The organism is Kribbella catacumbae DSM 19601, from assembly GCF_000372465.1.
Lineage (GTDB): Bacteria > Actinomycetota > Actinomycetes > Propionibacteriales > Kribbellaceae > Kribbella > Kribbella catacumbae.
On record NZ_AQUZ01000020.1, the window covers coordinates 61,915 to 78,200 of the forward strand.

General features: G+C 67.2%; 14 protein-coding genes. 9 read left to right on the forward strand and 5 right to left on the reverse strand.

Annotated features, from left to right (window positions below):
- Positions 1–103 precede the first annotated feature (103 nt).
- The 7 genes from rpsA (at position 104) to uvrB (ending at position 8,854) form a co-directional block, all read left to right on the forward strand.
- A complete protein-coding gene (gene rpsA, locus A3ES_RS0121200) occupies positions 104–1,582 on the forward strand; it encodes a 30S ribosomal protein S1 (RefSeq protein WP_020388850.1) in 1,479 nt (492 codons plus the stop codon).
- 123 nt (positions 1,583–1,705) lie between these two features.
- Positions 1,706–2,299, forward strand: coding sequence for a dephospho-CoA kinase (gene coaE / locus A3ES_RS0121205; RefSeq protein ID WP_026163072.1), 594 nt, complete (start codon positions 1,706–1,708; stop codon positions 2,297–2,299).
- 196 nt (positions 2,300–2,495) lie between these two features.
- On the forward strand, positions 2,496–3,707 hold the full coding sequence (locus tag A3ES_RS0121210; RefSeq protein WP_020388852.1) for a PrsW family glutamic-type intramembrane protease: 1,212 nt from the start codon (positions 2,496–2,498) through the stop codon (positions 3,705–3,707).
- Positions 3,704–4,834 (forward strand): hypothetical protein, encoded by a 1,131-nt coding sequence (locus A3ES_RS55540; RefSeq protein ID WP_051084762.1) that lies wholly within the window; start codon positions 3,704–3,706, stop codon positions 4,832–4,834. Before A3ES_RS0121210 ends, A3ES_RS55540 begins: the two co-directional genes overlap by 4 nt.
- Positions 4,831–5,865, forward strand: a complete 1,035-nt coding sequence (locus A3ES_RS54155; RefSeq protein ID WP_157630657.1) for a hypothetical protein — start codon at positions 4,831–4,833, stop codon at positions 5,863–5,865. Before A3ES_RS55540 ends, A3ES_RS54155 begins: the two co-directional genes overlap by 4 nt.
- Before the next feature lie 51 nt (positions 5,866–5,916).
- A complete protein-coding gene (locus tag A3ES_RS0121225; protein ID WP_020388855.1) occupies positions 5,917–6,681 on the forward strand; it encodes a hypothetical protein in 765 nt (254 codons plus the stop codon).
- 67 nt (positions 6,682–6,748) lie between these two features.
- Positions 6,749–8,854 carry an excinuclease ABC subunit UvrB gene (gene uvrB, locus A3ES_RS0121230; protein WP_026163073.1) on the forward strand — a complete coding sequence of 702 codons (2,106 nt, stop codon included), beginning with the start codon at positions 6,749–6,751 and terminating at the stop codon, positions 8,852–8,854.
- 71 nt (positions 8,855–8,925) lie between these two features.
- On the opposite strand, the gene A3ES_RS0121235 is transcribed toward uvrB, so the two are convergent.
- The 5 genes from A3ES_RS0121235 to A3ES_RS0121255 form a co-directional block, all read right to left on the reverse strand.
- Complete coding sequence (locus A3ES_RS0121235; protein ID WP_026163074.1) at positions 8,926–10,077, reverse strand: hypothetical protein; 1,152 nt, start codon at positions 10,075–10,077, stop codon at positions 8,926–8,928.
- Complete coding sequence (locus A3ES_RS0121240; protein WP_026163075.1) at positions 10,068–10,430, reverse strand: hypothetical protein; 363 nt, start codon at positions 10,428–10,430, stop codon at positions 10,068–10,070. Before A3ES_RS0121240 ends, A3ES_RS0121235 begins: the two co-directional genes overlap by 10 nt.
- 205 nt (positions 10,431–10,635) lie before the next feature.
- Positions 10,636–11,625 (reverse strand): nitrilase-related carbon-nitrogen hydrolase, encoded by a 990-nt coding sequence (locus A3ES_RS0121245; protein WP_020388857.1) that lies wholly within the window; start codon positions 11,623–11,625, stop codon positions 10,636–10,638.
- A 95-nt stretch (positions 11,626–11,720) separates the two neighbouring features.
- Positions 11,721–13,370: a carboxylesterase/lipase family protein gene (locus A3ES_RS0121250; protein WP_026163076.1), complete on the reverse strand. Its 1,650-nt coding sequence runs from the start codon at positions 13,368–13,370 to the stop codon at positions 11,721–11,723.
- On the reverse strand, positions 13,367–13,840 hold the full coding sequence (locus A3ES_RS0121255) for a DUF1579 family protein (protein ID WP_020388859.1): 474 nt from the start codon (positions 13,838–13,840) through the stop codon (positions 13,367–13,369). Before A3ES_RS0121255 ends, A3ES_RS0121250 begins: the two co-directional genes overlap by 4 nt.
- A gap of 101 nt (positions 13,841–13,941) precedes the next feature.
- On the opposite strand from A3ES_RS0121255, the gene A3ES_RS47910 reads away from it, so the two are divergent.
- Positions 13,942–14,952 carry an ArsR/SmtB family transcription factor gene (locus tag A3ES_RS47910; protein ID WP_020388860.1) on the forward strand — a complete coding sequence of 337 codons (1,011 nt, stop codon included), beginning with the start codon at positions 13,942–13,944 and terminating at the stop codon, positions 14,950–14,952.
- A 220-nt stretch (positions 14,953–15,172) separates the two neighbouring features.
- Positions 15,173–16,279: a TerC family protein gene (locus tag A3ES_RS0121265; protein ID WP_020388861.1), complete on the forward strand. Its 1,107-nt coding sequence runs from the start codon at positions 15,173–15,175 to the stop codon at positions 16,277–16,279.
- The last annotated feature ends 7 nt before the right edge of the window (positions 16,280–16,286 follow it).

Consider the following 16,286-nt stretch of genomic DNA (forward strand, 5'->3'; position numbering starts at 1 on the left):
CGGTGGTGATTCTGTCCTGTTCAGGTAATCCAGCGCCTCTGTTGCGATCCAACGGCCCGGGTGCACCCGCACGACACCATCAGCCCACGGAGCAACCCACCACATGACGGCCAGCATCGAGGCACCTCTCGACCCCGCAGTACGCACCACCCCGCAGGTAGCGGTCAATGACATCGGGTCGGAGGAAGACTTCCTCGCGGCGATCGATCTGACCATCAAGTACTTCAACGACGGCGACATCGTTGAGGGGACCATCGTCAAGGTCGACCGGGACGAGGTTCTCCTCGACATCGGTTACAAGACCGAAGGCGTCATCCCGTCGCGCGAGCTGTCGATCAAGCACGACGTCGACCCGAACGAGGTCGTCAACGTCGGCGATCACGTCGAGGCCCTGGTTCTCCAGAAGGAGGACAAAGAAGGCCGCCTGATCCTGTCGAAGAAGCGCGCCCAGTACGAGAAGGCCTGGGGCACGATCGAGAAGATCAAGGAAGAGGACGGCGTCGTCACCGGTACGGTCATCGAGGTCGTCAAGGGTGGACTCATCCTGGACATCGGCCTGCGTGGCTTCCTGCCGGCCTCGCTGGTCGAGATGCGCCGGGTCCGCGACCTCCAGCCGTACGTCGGCCAGGAGATCGAGGCCAAGATCATCGAGCTCGACAAGAACCGCAACAACGTGGTTCTGTCGCGCCGGGCGTGGCTGGAGCAGACGCAGTCCGAGGTGCGGATGAACTTCCTCACCCAGCTGCAGAAAGGCCAGATCCGCAAGGGTGTCGTCTCCTCGATCGTCAACTTCGGTGCGTTCGTGGACCTCGGCGGCGTCGACGGTCTGGTGCACGTGTCCGAGCTGTCCTGGAAGCACATCGACCACCCGACCGAGGTGGTCGAGGTCGGCCAGGAGGTCACCGTCGAGGTGCTGGACGTCGACATGGACCGCGAGCGCGTCTCGCTGTCGCTGAAGGCGACCCAGGAAGACCCGTGGCAGCAGTTCGCCCGGACCCACCAGATGGGCCAGATCGTGCCCGGCAAGGTCACCAAGCTGGTTCCGTTCGGTGCGTTCGTCCGGGTGGAGGAGGGCATCGAGGGTCTGGTGCACATCTCCGAGCTGGCCGAGCGTCACGTCGAGATCCCGGAGCAGGTCGTTCAGGTGAACGACGATGTGATGGTCAAGATCATCGACATCGACCTCGAGCGTCGCCGGATCTCGCTGTCGCTCAAGCAGGCCAACGAGGGTGTCGACCCCGTCTCCGACGACTTCGACCCCACGCTGTACGGCATGGCGGCGACGTACGACGACCAGGGCAACTACATCTACCCGGACGGGTTCGACCCCGAGACGGGCGAGTGGCTCGAGGGCTTCGACTCGCAGCGTGAGGAGTGGGAGCGGCAGTACGCCGAGGCCCACACGCGCTGGGAGGCCCACAAGAAGCAGATCGAGGACGCCAAGACGGCGGACGTCGAGGCCGGCGAGGCCTCCACGTACTCCTCGGCCGCTGCTCCGAAGGACGACGCTCCCGTCGAGGGTGCGCTCGCTTCCGACGAGGCGCTTCAGGCTCTCCGCGAGAAGCTGACCGGCCAGGGCTGATCTACCTGCAGGACCCGAGACCCCCGCACCCCCGTACTGGGTGCGGGGGTCTCGCCCGTACTACGCCCGCTCCGCGCCTCCTCCGTCGGCGGAGGCGCGGGGCGGGCGTAGTACCGTGCTGGCGTGCTGAGAGTCGGGTTGACCGGGGGGATCGGGTCAGGGAAGAGCGCTGTGTCGGCGCGCTTGCGGGAGCGGGGGGCGGTGGTGATCGACTCCGATCTGCTCGCGCGGGAAGTGGTTGCGCGAGGCACCGATGGGCTGGCCGAAGTGGTCGAGGCCTTCGGACAGGTGCTGACGCCGGACGGGGAGCTGGACCGGCCTGCGGTCGGGCGGATCGTGTTCGGGGACGAGCCGGCCCGGCGGAAGCTGGAGGCCATCATTCATCCGCGGGTGCGGGCCCGGGCGGCCGAGATCGAGTCCGGGGCGCCGGCGGATTCCGTTGTGGTGCATGACATTCCGTTGCTGGTCGAGACCGGGCAGGGCGACAAGTTCGATCTGGTGCTCGTGGTCGACGTACCGCAGGAGGTTCAGGTCGAACGGTTGACCCGGGATCGCGGGATGACTGACGAGGAAGCAAAAGCCCGGATCGCCAGCCAGGCGACGCGGGAGCAGCGGCTGGCCGTCGCGGATCTCGTCGTCGACAACTCGGGCAGCCTCGCCGATCTCGACCGCCGGATCGACGAGCTCTGGCCCGGCCTCGCGGCCCGCGCGAGCTGACCAGGACACGGTCCGGATACGGCCTGTCCACAGCACGGTCTGGACACGAAAAGGTGACCCTCGGGCGGGAAATGATGATTCCCGGTCGTGCTGTACGAGAATCTGTCCGGGTCCGCCCGGTCGAGGCCGGGCCGACCTGACCACCCCTCGGCGCGCGCCCCGCGTCGGTCCGCAAGTCCAAGCTAGGGAGGATGGCGTGGAATGTCCGCGCTGTAGCTCTGACGTCCCCGAGGTCTCGCACTTCTGCCATCACTGTGGCAACGACCTGCAGTCCGGAGACGTTCAGCGCAAGAAGGCCTACGCGGCCCGACCGGATGAGCCGGTGGCTTCGTTCAAGCTGGTCTCGACGATCATGCCGCAGGGCGCCGGCCGCCAGCCGTACACCTACAAGGTCGCGCTGGGCATCGCCTTGCTGCTGACCGTGGTGACGGCCGCGCTGGGTGCTCTGCCGGTAGCGATCATGGTGGCCGCCTTCGCCATCCCGATCGTCTACATCCTCTACCTGTACGACGTGAACCTCTGGGAGGACGAGCCGATCCCGGTCGTCGCCGCGGCCTTCGTGCTGACCGGCGTGCTGGCCGCGGTGTTCACCTGGCTCTGGTCCGACCTGATCGCCCTGTCGACCGACCTGGTCGGGAGCAACCCGGCCGGTCCGTCCGGGCGCGACCTGGTGATCCTGATCCTGCTGGTCCCGGTCGTGTCGGAGCTGATCCGTCAGATCGGCCCGATCTACCTGGCCTCGCGGCCCCGGTACGACGACCTGATGGACGGCTTCACCTTCGGCGTGGTGGCCGGCGTCGGGTTCGCCTGCTTCGAGACGCTCGTACTGCACTGGGGCTGGATCAGCGGCGGCTTCGCCGGTCCGGGCAGCAGTGCCGGCACCTGGATCTCCGTCGTCCTGCTGCAGGGCTTCGTGAAGCCGCTGATCTACGGCTCGGCGACAGGCCTCGCGGTGGCGGAGTTCTCCGGTCTCGGTGAGAAGTACGACGGCTTCACCCCGCTCTGGGTGTTCGGTCTGATCCAGGCGATGATCGTCAACGCCCTGTTCCAGGGTGGTGTCTACCTGCTGGGCTTCGTCGGCGGGCGCGGCTCCACGATCGGCGCCATCCTCGGCGTGGTCTGGGGTCTGGCACTGCTCGGCGCGCTGATCATCCGGGTCCGTACAGTGCTCCACAAGGGTCTGCTCGAGGCCGCACTCGAGTCCGCCGCCCGCGGCGGCTCGAACCACGCCTCAGGAGACCTGGCGTTCTGCTCGCGGTGCGAGATGCCGCTGCTGCCGCACTCGGACTTCTGCTCCGCCTGTGGCAACTCTGTCCGTTCCGTGCCGAAGTCCGAGCGTGGAGTGGCAGTGCAGGGGAGTGTGCCGGCCGCCGGCTTCGATGGGATGACTGGGGAGACGCAGGCATGAGCAACCAGCAACCGCCGTACGGTCAGGGTGACCCGGGCGGCCAGCCAGGACAACCGCCGTACGGAGGCCAGCAGGGCTACGGGCAGCCGGGTTACGGGCAGCCGGGTCAAGGACAACAGCCGCAGCCGGGGCAGCCGGGCTACGGCCAGCCGCCGCAGGGCCAGCCTCAGCAGGGCCAGCCTCAGCAGGGGCCGCCGCCGGGGTATGGGCAGCCGGGTCAGCCGCCGTACCAGGGTCAGCCTCCGCAGGGACGGCCGCCGCAAGGACCGCCGCCTGGGCAGCCGGGCTACGGGCCGCCGCCGGGGCCGCCGCCGGGGCCGCCGCCGGGGTATGGGCAGCCGGGCCAGCCGCAGTACCAGGGGCAGGCACCGCAGGGTTACCCGCAGCAGCAGGGCTTTCCGGGCCAGCAGTACCCGGGACAGCAGCAGTGGGGCCAGCCGGGTCCGCAGTACGGCGGTGGCAACCGCGGTAAGGGTGGCAACAAGATCCTGCTGCTCGCCGGTGGAGGTCTCGCCGCAGTGGCGCTCATCGGTGTCGTGCTGGCGCTGGTGTTCAGCGGTGGCGACGACAAGAAGGTCCAGCCGCCGCCACCGAGCCCGACGACGACCCAGCCCACTACGCAGCCGACTGGTGAGCCCACCACAGAGCCGACCGGTCAGCCCACCACGTCGGCTGACGAGGGCATCGAGGTCGCCGAGGGCGTCTACGTGAAGCCGCAGCCGGGCTACCTGCGCAAGCCGCTCGACAAGTACACCGGCGTCTACCTGCTCAAGTCGGGCGAGGCGTACTTCATGGTGAACGCGTTCAAGGCGAAGTCGGACGAGACCACCTCGGTGGTGCTGCCGCTGCTGCTGAAGGCCGAGACCAAGAGCCTGACCCAGGTCAAGGCCAAGGAGCCGGTGTCGGAGACGCCCACCGACGGCAACATCAAGGTGATGACCACGCAGAGCTACAGTGCGGTGTCGACCACCCAGAACGGCACGCTCACCGTGGTCGGCATGGTCGGCGTGATCGAGCGCAAGGACGGCGTGATGACGCTGATCCAGGTCTACGGCCGCAAGGACCGGGTCGAGACCATCCAGAAGGACGTGGACAAAATGCTGGCTTCGGTGATCAAGAGCCAGTGAACGGAAAGCGCGACAAGGGCCAGGGCCCCCGTAATCCGTGGGTCCGAAAGACCGACGCCGAGGAGGTGGAGGAGGCAGCCGCCACCCCGGAGCCGGAGCTGCCGCCGTCCCCTTGGTCTCTCGAGGTCCCTCCTCGGCCGACGTCACCTTGGGACGCACCGGACGCCGGTACTACGCCTGCCGGCCCCGCAGCTGACCAGGCCGGCTCACCTGATGCCGGCGACGCCAGTACTGCGGGCGCTGGCGGCTGGGGCGAGCCCGGCGCCGGTGGCCCCGCTCCCGGTGCTGCGGGCTCGGCCCCATCTACCTGGGGCGACGCTGGTACTCCTGCGGGCGGGCCTGCCGCCGGAGGACAGGGTCCTGGCAGCAGCTTTGGAACGGGTTCGCCGTCCTTGCGACGGCCCGAGCCGGTCAAGAAGGGCTTCAAGCTTCCATCGGTGGCCATCCCCATCGCTGCCGGTCTGGCGGTCGTGGTGCTGGTCGCCGTAGCGCTGACTCTGCTGACCGGGGGAGACGACAAGGCCGACCCCGGACCAGCCCAGACGCCCAGTACTACGCCCACGCCCACTGCGACGTACACGCCGCCTGCGAATGCGATCCCGGTCGAGTTCGGCGTCTCGGTGGTGCCGGCACCGGGGTGGAGCGTGCTGGCGAAGGAGACCAAGGGCAAGCAGTTGGTCACCTACGCGCCCAACGGCGAGCCACGCGCCTTCTTCTGGGTCCGGCAGAAGCAGAACGTCACCGCGAACGCGTTCGCCCTCGGCATCGTCGAGGGCGAGACGGACAAGGAGATCGCGCAGCTCGGCAACGTGCGGAACCTGCCGTGCCCCAAGGACGTCTTGGTGGAGTGCGTAGCGATCTCCTACACCTCCACCCCGGCCAAGGGGGTCTCGGTGAAGGGCGAAGTAGAGGTGTACCGGCGCAAGGACGGCTTGGTGACCGCGCTCGACTACCGGTCCCGGTCCGACTACGCGCCGACCGCCGACGCCGCCGTAGTACCGATGAAGCAGTCAGTCATCGACAGTCTTTGATGTTCGATCACACACACCGCCTAATCCCATGACACACCGCGAGGGGCGATCATGAGTCAGCAGTACGGAACTCCGCAGCAGCCGCCGGCCCAGGGCGGCTGGGGTCCGGGTCCGGCCGGGCCACAGTTCCGGTCGCCGGCCAAGTCGTCGAAGACGCAATGGATCGTGATGGGCGGCGCCGTACTCGCGGTGCTGCTGATCGCGGTCGGCGTGGTGCTGCTCGTCAGCAACGGCGGCAAGGACGACCAGACGCCCGCCGGCGGCGACACCGTCACCCCGGACCCGGTCGGCACGCTGTACACGCCGCCGACGCCGACCAAGCCGGTGAACACCAAGGGCCCAAACGACGTCGGTGTCGAGGTCGGCAAGGGGGTCTGGTTCACCCCGGCCAAGGGCTGGCTGCAGGGACCGGACAAGACCATCTCCGGCAAGTACTACATCATGCAGGAGTTCAACAAGCGTGGGCTGATCGACGGGTACTACTGGGTCCGGCAGACCAATCTGTACGACGCGAAGGGGTTCGCCGAGCACCTGGTCGACATCGAGTCGAACGGGTTCAAGAACGTCCGGATCGGCAAGGGCGTCGCGACCACCTGCGCGTCGGAGGCGCTGAAGGCCTGCTACGCGCTCAACTACACCGCCGACGTACCGACCGCGAGCGGCAAGCTGCTGCCGTTCCGCGGGTTCGTAACGGCGTACCAGGACCAGTTCGGCCAGGTCACCGCGACCGACGCGGGGCTGGAGGCGCGGATCTACAACCGGCGGATCAACGAGCTGATCGCGATGAACAACTCCCTGGTCAAGAGCTACTTGTAGGGCTCCCGGACGTCCGCTGCCGGCGGATTTTCGGAAACTGTCCCCGGCGGGCCGTACGGTGGTTGTCATGAGACAGGTCACCGATCTCCAGCGTATGGTCGCGCCCCTCAAGGTCGTGTCCGACTTCGATCCGGCCGGCGACCAGCCGGCCGCGATCGCCGAGCTCGAGCGCCGGATCAACGCGCGCGAGCAGGACGTGGTGCTGCTGGGCGCCACGGGTACGGGTAAGACGGCGACGATGGCGTGGCTGGCCGAGAAGATCCAGCGCCCGATGCTGATCCTCCAGCCGAACAAGACACTGGCGGCCCAGTTCGCGACCGAGCTGCGGCACTTCTTCCCCGAGAACGCGGTCGAGTACTTCGTCTCGTACTACGACTACTACCAGCCGGAGGCGTACGTCCCGCAGACGGACACCTATATCGAGAAGGACTCCTCGATCAACGAGGAGGTCGAGCGGTTGCGGCACTCGGCGACCTGGTCGCTGCTGACCCGGCGCGACGTGGTCGTGGTCGCGACCGTGTCCTGCATCTACGGTCTGGGCTCCGCCGACGAGTACCTGAACCGGATGATCCACGTGAAGGTCGGCGCTGAGATGGACCGCGACGGTCTGCTCCGCAAGCTGGTCGGCGTTCAGTACGCGCGAAACGACCTGGCCGGCACCCGGGGCACCTTCCGGGTCCGGGGCGACACACTCGAGGTCTTCCCGGTGTACCAGGAGCTCGCCGTCCGGGTGGAGTTCTTCGGTGACGAGATCGAGCGGGTGATGACGCTGCACCCTCTGACCGGCGAGATCCTCAGCGAGGAGACCGAGCTCTACATCGGCGCCGCGACGCACTACGTGACCGCGCCCGAGAAGATGGAGCATGCGATCAACAGCATCGAGGCCGAGCTCGCGGAGCGGCTGGCCGAGCTGGAGCGCGGCGGGCAGTTGCTGGAGGCACAGCGGCTGCGGATGCGGACGACGTACGACATCGAGATGATGCGCCAGATCGGCACCTGCTCGGGCATCGAGAACTACTCCCGCCACACCGACGGGAGAGAGCCCGGGACGGCACCACACTGTCTGCTGGACTACTTCCCCGAGGACTTCCTGCTGGTGATCGACGAGTCGCACGTCACCGTGCCGCAGATCGGCGGGATGTACGAGGGCGACATGTCCCGCAAGAGGACTCTGGTCGAGCACGGCTTCCGCCTGCCGTCTGCGATGGACAACCGGCCACTGCGCTGGGAGGAGTTCCTGGAGCGGATCGGCCAGACGGTCTACCTGTCGGCGACCCCAGGGCAGTACGAGCAGGACAAGTCCGACGGGTACGTCGAGCAGATCATCCGGCCGACCGGACTGATCGACCCCGAGGTGATCGTCAAGCCGACCAAGGGCCAGATCGACGACCTGATCCACGAGATCCGGCTGCGGGTGGAGAAGAACGAGCGCGTCCTGGTCACCACGCTGACGAAGAAGATGTCGGAGGACCTGACCGACTACCTGCTGGAGATGGGGATCCGGACCCGCTATCTCCACAGCGAGGTGGACACGCTGCGCCGGGTCGAGCTGCTCCGCGAGCTGCGGATGGGTGAGTTCGACGTCCTGGTCGGCATCAACCTGCTGCGTGAGGGCCTCGACCTGCCGGAGGTGTCGCTGGTCGCGATCCTGGACGCCGACAAGGAAGGCTTCCTGCGCTCGGGCCGCTCGCTGATCCAGACGATCGGCCGCGCCGCCCGGAACGTGTCGGGTGCGGTGTTCATGTACGCCGACAAGATCACGGCGTCGATGGAGATGGCGATCGACGAGACCAACCGCCGGCGTGCGAAGCAGGTCGCCTACAACACCGAGAACGGGGTCGACCCGCAGCCGCTGCGCAAGCGGATCGCCGACATCACCGACATGCTGGCTCGCGAGGACGCCGACACCGCCGAACTCCTCGGCAGCGGCCGCACCCAGTCGCGCGGCAAGGCCCCCGTCCCCGGCGGCGGCAAGCTCAGAGCCGGCGAGAAGGCCAAGGAACTGGCCGGCGGCCTGCCGTCGTCCGACCTGGCCGACCTCATCCAGCAACTCACCGACCAGATGCACAGCGCAGCCGCCGAACTCCAGTTCGAGGTAGCCGCCCGCTACCGAGACGAAATCTCAGAACTCAAAAAGGAACTCCGCCAAATGGTCAACGCCGGCGCCAAATAGCCGTCGAGTCAGTAAGCGATCTCAACGGGCGGGTCCTGCACGGACCCGCTCGTCATCGCAGCCCTACGCGGTCAAGCCAGCCGGTCCGCGAGCTGTTTGCGGTACAGCGACACCGGCTTCACGGCCTTGTTGGTGTGCTCTTCGTACCCGATCTTCTCCACGCCGAGCCAGTTCTCGCCAGTGACGACGCCCATGCGGCCGGCGGTGCCGATGGCGAAGTTCTGCGAGGTCGGCGGGCGCTGGACGCACGCCTGCTTATTGTTGTCGACCGTGCAGTTCCACAGCACGCTGTAGACCGAGGACCAGCCGTGGGCGTGGGCCGTCTCGTCGGCGCCCCCGTCCACGCGGTTGTGCAGGTTCAGCACCGGCAGGCGATCGCTGCTGTTCAGCTCCTCCCTGACATTGTCGAACAGCAGGCCTTGGCTCCAGTGGGCGTGGCCGCCAGACTCCAGGTAGCCGTTGTTGGAGCGGCTGTCGAGCCAGACGACGCCTGCGGTCGCGGCACCGCCGCCCGAGACGAACGCGTGCCTGGCCTGGGAGGCCCAGACGTTCGTGAACAGGTGGCTGCGGCGGACCATGACGCCAGAGCGCTTGAAGTGCAAGGTGGACACGTTCCGCACCCAGGTGTCCCGGCTGCGCGACACGACGATGCAGCTGTCCGGATGCGCTTCGTTCTGCTCGTCCGGATCCCCCATGTCTACCCGCAGGTTCTCGACTCCCGCGTTGACCACTTCGTTCATGTCGGGCCACTTGTAGACGAAGCTCTCCGAGAGCGAGGCGTCGAGGTCGTTGGAGACGGGGGCGCAGATGACGATGTCGTTGCCCTGGATCGCCTTGATGAACCGGTTGTACATGATGGGTTCGTCGCCCGGCGCCCACGGCGGGTCCAGGTTCACGCCGCCGTGGTCGATCGCCGCGATCCATTCCTGGGTGCACGGGTGCCAGATGATGATGTTGTCGCCGACCGAGAGACCGGCGGTGGATTTGAGCGTGAGCCGCCGTGAACCGGCGGGCACGAACACAGAGGCGACTGGGATGGTGTTGCCGACTCGCGTCTCCCAGTTGACGGTTGGGTCATCGGAGCCGATCCTGATCGGGCACTCGACGCCGATCTCGTTGTTCTCGGTGCCCCCAGTCGCCGTCGACCTGATGATCGTGCTCACGGCGGGATCGCCGGTCCGGCCCGAGCCGCGCAAAACCACGCCGCTGTACTTCAAGGCCACGGTCCCGGCGACCTTGTACAGGCCCGGATCCAGCTTGAGCGCGCCGATAAGACCGTTCGGTCCATGGGCATCGCGGCGACCTCCGCCAAGGCGGCGTTAATACGCGCGGTGGCGTCCGTCTCGCCTGCGATCGGGCCGATCGTCTTGACGGTCGGTACCGTCGGAATCGGCACTTCGCCGTTGCGGTACCCGGCCCAGCTGAAGTTGGGGATTTTCTTGCCGCTCTTCGGTTCGGCGGCGTAGTTGAGCTTGCCATCCGCTCCGGGATACACGAGCTTGGAGTGCAGGGCCAGCTCGGCATCCTGCGCTTGCACGGGCGAGGTCAGCGAGGCGCCGACTCCCGCGGCGGCCACGCCGGTGCCGATTGAACAGGTTCCGGCGCGAGATAGTTCCGGCCATGGGGTACTTGTCCTCTTCTCATGTTGGAGCGACCCGAAGTGACACCGCGCACGGTATCGCCGGAAAGCAAGCAACCTTGAGCCGATCTTGAGTGCCATCGCCGGCCCGTCTACTTGGCGCCGGCGTTGACCATTTGTCAGAGGACATGCATCCGATTCACTACGTTCGGAAGTGCATGTCCTCTGACTCTGCGGTTTGTTCGGCGAGTGAGCGGACGCTGTCCGGTCGGGAGATGACGGTGTGGTGGGGGGACTCGTCGACGGTCAGGGTGAAGATGTCGGGGCGGCTGTAGTGGCCGGCCGCGTCGAAGTCGAGGAATGACCGGTCGCGGTCGGCCAGGTCGAGTTCGGCCAGGAGGACGGTCTCGCCTGCCCGGGCGGGACCGGTGAGGATCTCGCCCAGTGGGGAGATGATCGTGCTGCCACCGTTGATGAGGACGGTGTCGGGGGAGTCGCCCTGGACGGGATGGACGTCCGCCGGGAGGTCGGCGCGGGTCAGGTACTGGTTGGCGCTGATCACGAAGCACCTTCCCTCGAGGGCGACGTGCCGCATCGTGGCCTGCCATTGCTCGCGGTCGTCGACGGTGGGCGCGCACCAGATGTCGACACCCTTGGCGTACATCGTCTGGCGGAACAGCGGCAGGTAGTTCTCCCAGCAGATGGCAGCGCCGAGTACGCCGTACTCGCTGCGGACCGCAGGCATGGTGGAGCCGTCGCCCTGACCCCAGAGGTAGCGTTCGGCGGCGGTCGGCAGGAGCTTGCGGTGTTTGGCGACCAGGCCGGCGGCGGCGGTGAAGAACAGCGCGGTGCAGTACAGGGTGCCGCCGTCGCGCTCGATCACGCCGATCACCAGGTCGACACCGAGCTGACCGGACAGCTCCGCGAGTTGTGCGGTCTCGGCGCCGGGTACGGCGATTGCCGACTCGCGGTAGCGGCGGAACAGCTCCCGGCCTTCGGCAGAGCGTGACCCGACCGTCACACCGAAGTCGACGCCCTTCGGGTACCCGCCGATGAAAGCCTCCGGCAGCACCACCAAGCGAGCACCGGCCGCAGCGGCTTCGCGGATGAGGCGCTCACCCTTCGCAAGCGTCGCGGGGGTGTCGAAGAGCACCGACCCAGCCTGAACAGCAGCAACGACCACGGAACCCATCCCCGGAGCCTACGCCGCCCAACCAGATCCCCTGAGACGATTCGTCCGTGAACGCCGTCAGACGCTCACGGACGAATTGACCGCGGCATGGCGCACTAGTCCAGGTCCAGCGTCTCCCAGAACGCTACCTGGTGTTGCCGGCTGAAGTTGATCGAGCGGATGCCGTGCGGCCCGGGCGCCAGTTGTAGCGCGAGGTCGGCGCTCAGGCCAGCGTGCGGCCAGATCGGGCGGGCGCCATTCGGGTTTCCAGTGTGCGCGAACTGGCTCCAGTACCGCATCATCTGGCCAGACAGGCGTTCTTGCTTGGCGGTCTGCGGTCCCGGGTAGCCGGCCGTCTGGAACAGATACTGCAGGTCGCCGGTGTGGTAGGCGCCGGGTGGGCTGCTCGGCGGCTGCAGGTGTGGTGAGTCCAGCCACGGCGTCGCCGGATCGGCGAACTCAAAAGCGTACGTCGGAACGTGACGTGCAAGGATCCGGTTGAGTTCCACGTGTGGCCGGGCCAGCAGCGCGTCCGTCGTCAGGTCGCCCCAGGCCTCGCTCGGTCGACGGCCGTCGATGGGATAGCGCGCAAGAACCTCAGCGGCCCGGTTGGCGCCGACGTACCGTCGCACCCGGTTCACGTACTCGTCCGGGGTGAGTGCAGGGAGTCCGAATCCTTCGAGCAGTGCGTCGGTGAAGCGCAACTCGTTGCGGGTGATCCCATGCATGACGGGAACCTTGGCGAACCGTCCGGTCCGTAGGGCAACTTCCGGGTCGACGGGCAGCAGCCCACCGTCGCCGAACACGGGCGCGAGGAAAAGCAGCCCGGATCCGTCCGGCTCGTCGCCCGCGACCGCGGCCAGCAGTTGCTGGACAGACTTGTCCCGCAGACAGGACGCTGGGTCCGGGACGTCGCAACCAGCCCGCTGCGCGAGCACCCGGCCCTGAGTCTCGCCCTTCGGGCGCGGCAGCGGCGTGCCTGGGCTGGTGGGCTCCGGCGTCCCGTCGAGACCAACTCCCTGCTTGGCGGTGCAGGGATCGCTCTGGATGATCGCGCGGTGGAACAGGCCGGCCGATGATGGGGTCGCCAGGAGAGCGCACACACTGCGCCCGCCCGAGGACTCGCCGAAGATGGTGACCCTGCCGGCGTCGCCGCCGAAGGCCGCGGCGTTGTCCCGGACCCAGCGCAGGGCGGCCTGCTGGTCCTCAAGCCCGAAAGCACCAGATCGTCGCAGCGCGGGCCCGCCGTCCAGCGCGGGATGGGTGAGGAAGCCGAGAACCCCCAGCCGGTAGTTGATGGTGACCACTACCACGTCGCCAGTGACGGCCAACTCCGTCGGGTCGTGGTCGCGGCCCGAGCCCCACTGGAAACCGCCGCCGTGGATGAACACCATCACGGGACGCAAGCGCTGTCCGGTCCTGCGCGGAGTCGTCACGTTGAGGTAGAGACAGTCCTCGGTAGTGCTGCCCGGAAGGCCAGGCAGGAACGGCGACTGCGGACAGTCCGCGGGTCGCTCGGTCGCGTCGCGCGGCGCGGTCCAGGGCTGAACAGGGCTGGGCGAGGCCCAACGCCGTTCACCTACGGGCGGTGCGGCGTACGGGATTCCGAGGAACTCGCGATGCTTGTCACCGACCAGCCCCCGCACCGGCCCGGCAGAGGTTTGCACCTGGTCCTGACCGGCACCCGCGGTCGCGGTCGGCAGCGCTGTGCCCCCGCTCAGTCCCAGACCAAGCGCGACCACAGCGGCAGTCGTACGCCACCTCATGCGCGGTGGCCGCTGATGTCGTAGGCCACGTTGACCGTCTCGTCTGCGCCCGGGTTCGGTCGCCACTCGCCTCCGAAGGTGTTGCCGTCATCGCCGAACCTGCCGGTGAAGGTCGCGTCGAGCGGGCCGTAGGTGACGGTGATGGTCACGGCGTCACCATCCACCAGCCACGAGTACGGAAGCGCCTCCGGCGACATGTTCGAGTACACCCTGGACGGGTAGGTCTGGGTCTGCGGGTCGTACCCGATCAGCTCGAGGCTGTCGATCTGCACGAACCCGGCGAAATCCATCTCGATGTGCTGCTGCAGGAAAAAGCCACCTGGTAGCCACGAGAAACTGACCTTGCCCTGGATGTTCTTCTCATCGGAGCCGACCAGGTTGCCTTCCATCACCCAGTCGCCGACGAAACGGTCGAGCTGCCTCAGCGCCGGGTCCCCTGTGTTCGGCGGAATCTGGTTGTCGTTCGTCATTGCTCGCTCCCTATCGCCCTTGCTCACCAGCCGGTCGCCTGGTGCGAGACCAACCCTCGATGCTCAGGGTCTTCGCCGGAATCGATGTAGCGTATTGCTTCATGTTCAGGTTTCGGCTGACCTCGGCCGCGCTCGGCGGCATCCGGTTCGGTATCTCGCCTCTGTGCGAGATGGGTCTCTCGCTGTCGGCGCTCAAGGAGCCAGGGCGATATCCGCTCCAGCTGCCATGGCTCAGCCGGACGGCGCGGGCGCGCGAGCGCATCGACCACGACACCCTGCTGGCCCTGATCGACGACCGGCACTGGCTCCCCGATTTCCTCTCGCCCCGGCCGTCCTCACCCCTGACCCGGATCGAGGACGAACTGGACGCGCTGGCACGGATCGATCAGCGGGCCTTCGTGCGACAGCTGGAGCAGATACATGGCCGCACGCCGGCGCCGCTTGCCGGTCCGCCTGCGCAGGCCGTGCGCAAGACGGTCGAGGCGTTACGGGACTACTGGGTGCTGTGCTTCCAGCCGCACTGGACCCGGATGCGGACAATCCTCGAAGCCGATGTCGTCTACCGGGGGCGGCAGATCGCCCAGAGCGGGCTGCACGCGATGCTGAACGACCTCGCGCCCGTGGTCTCGTTCGACGGCCGCGACGTCATTGTCGATCTGGCGGAGCGCGTCGTCGGCTCCACCGACGTGGGCGACGACGGGTTCGCCCTGGTGCCGACGATGTTCGAGGACAGCGCCGACGTCTCCAGCGGCACCAAGCCACCGATGCTGATGTACCCGGCCCGCGGGCAGGCCGCGCTTTGGGAGACCGAGAGGGTCCCCGACCAGCCGGCCGTCGTCGCCCTGATCGGTCAGGTCCGGACTCGCTTGCTCATCGCTCTCGCCGCTCCCGCATCCTCTACCGAGCTGGCAGTCCGGTTCGAGGTGACCACCTCGGCCGTCAATCAGCATCTGCGGGTCCTGCACGCGGGCGGTCTCCTCACCGCGGCACGACACGGCCGGAGCATGATCTATCTGCAAAGCGAGCTCGGCACCGCTCTGGTCGCGTCAAAGGACAGCTCACTGAGTCACAACCCGACTACGCAGGCGGGTTATTCCCGTCGCTCGACGTGATCATCGCGACAGCTGTGATAGGCACGCTCGATTTGGAAACTTGGACACCAACCAGCGAGAATGGGGGCAGTTGAAGGGGAGTATTCCTTTCGCGGCGGTATCGTCATCACGGTCAAGGAGTTCGTCTCCGCGCCCGGTGCCGCCGGCCGGGCTCGGCTGATCGAGCCAGGCGGAAGAGACCTTCGGAGTCCACTTTTTCGTCTGCGCTCCGGAGGTTCCTGTGCACGTTGCCGACTACGTCTGGTACATCACTGTCGGGGTGTTGCTGGCCCTGCTGGCCTTCGATGTCTTCATCATCGGCCGCCGGCCGCACGAGCCGACCACCAAAGAGTCGGCGACCGCGATCATCTTCTACGTCTCCCTCGCCGTGATCTTCGGACTCGGCGTCTGGGTGTTCTCCGGCGGTCAGTACGCCGGTGAGTTCTTCGCCGGCTGGCTGACGGAGTACAGCCTCAGCGTCGACAACCTCTTCATCTTCCTGATCATCATGTCCAGGTTCCAGGTGCCCAGGAAGTACCAGCAGACGGCGCTGCTGGTCGGCATCATCCTGGCGCTGTTCTTCCGCGGCATCTTCATCGCCGTCGGCGCGGCCGCGATCAACCAGTTCTCCTGGGTCTTCTACCTGTTCGGCGCGTTCCTGGTCTACACCGCGATCCACCTCGCCAAGCAGGGTGAGAACGACGACGAGGACTACCAGGAGAACGCGGTCATCCGGTTCGCCAAGCGGCGGCTGAACGCGACCGACGAGTACAACGGCGTGAAGCTGACCGTGATCCAGAACGGCAAGCGCCTCGTCACCCCGATGGCGATCGTCATCATCGCGCTCGGTACGACGGACCTGCTGTTCGCGCTGGACTCGATCCCCGCGATCTACGGCCTGACCCAGGAGCCGTTCCTGGTCTTCACCGCCAACGTGTTCGCCCTGATGGGTCTGCGGCAGCTGTACTTCCTGCTCGGCGACCTGCTGCGGCGGCTGGTCTACCTGTCGCTCGGACTGTCGGTCGTGCTGGCCTTCATCGGCGTGAAGCTGGTGTTCCACGCGATGCACGAGAACGAGTTGCCGTTCATCAACGGCGGCAAGCACATCGAGTGGGCCCCGGAGATCCCGATCCTGGTCTCCCTCGGCTTCATCATCGTGACGCTCGGCATCACCACGATCCTGAGCCTGCGCAAGTCCCGCACCACCCGGCCGCAGGACGCCGTCGCCGACGAGGCCGCCACCCCGGTCGATGAGGCGCCTGCCACCCCCGGCGAGCTGGACGATGCAACCCGCGCCGAACTCGAAGGCCTCCACGAGCCCGAGCAGTCGGACTCCAAGAAGTCCTGACCTCACC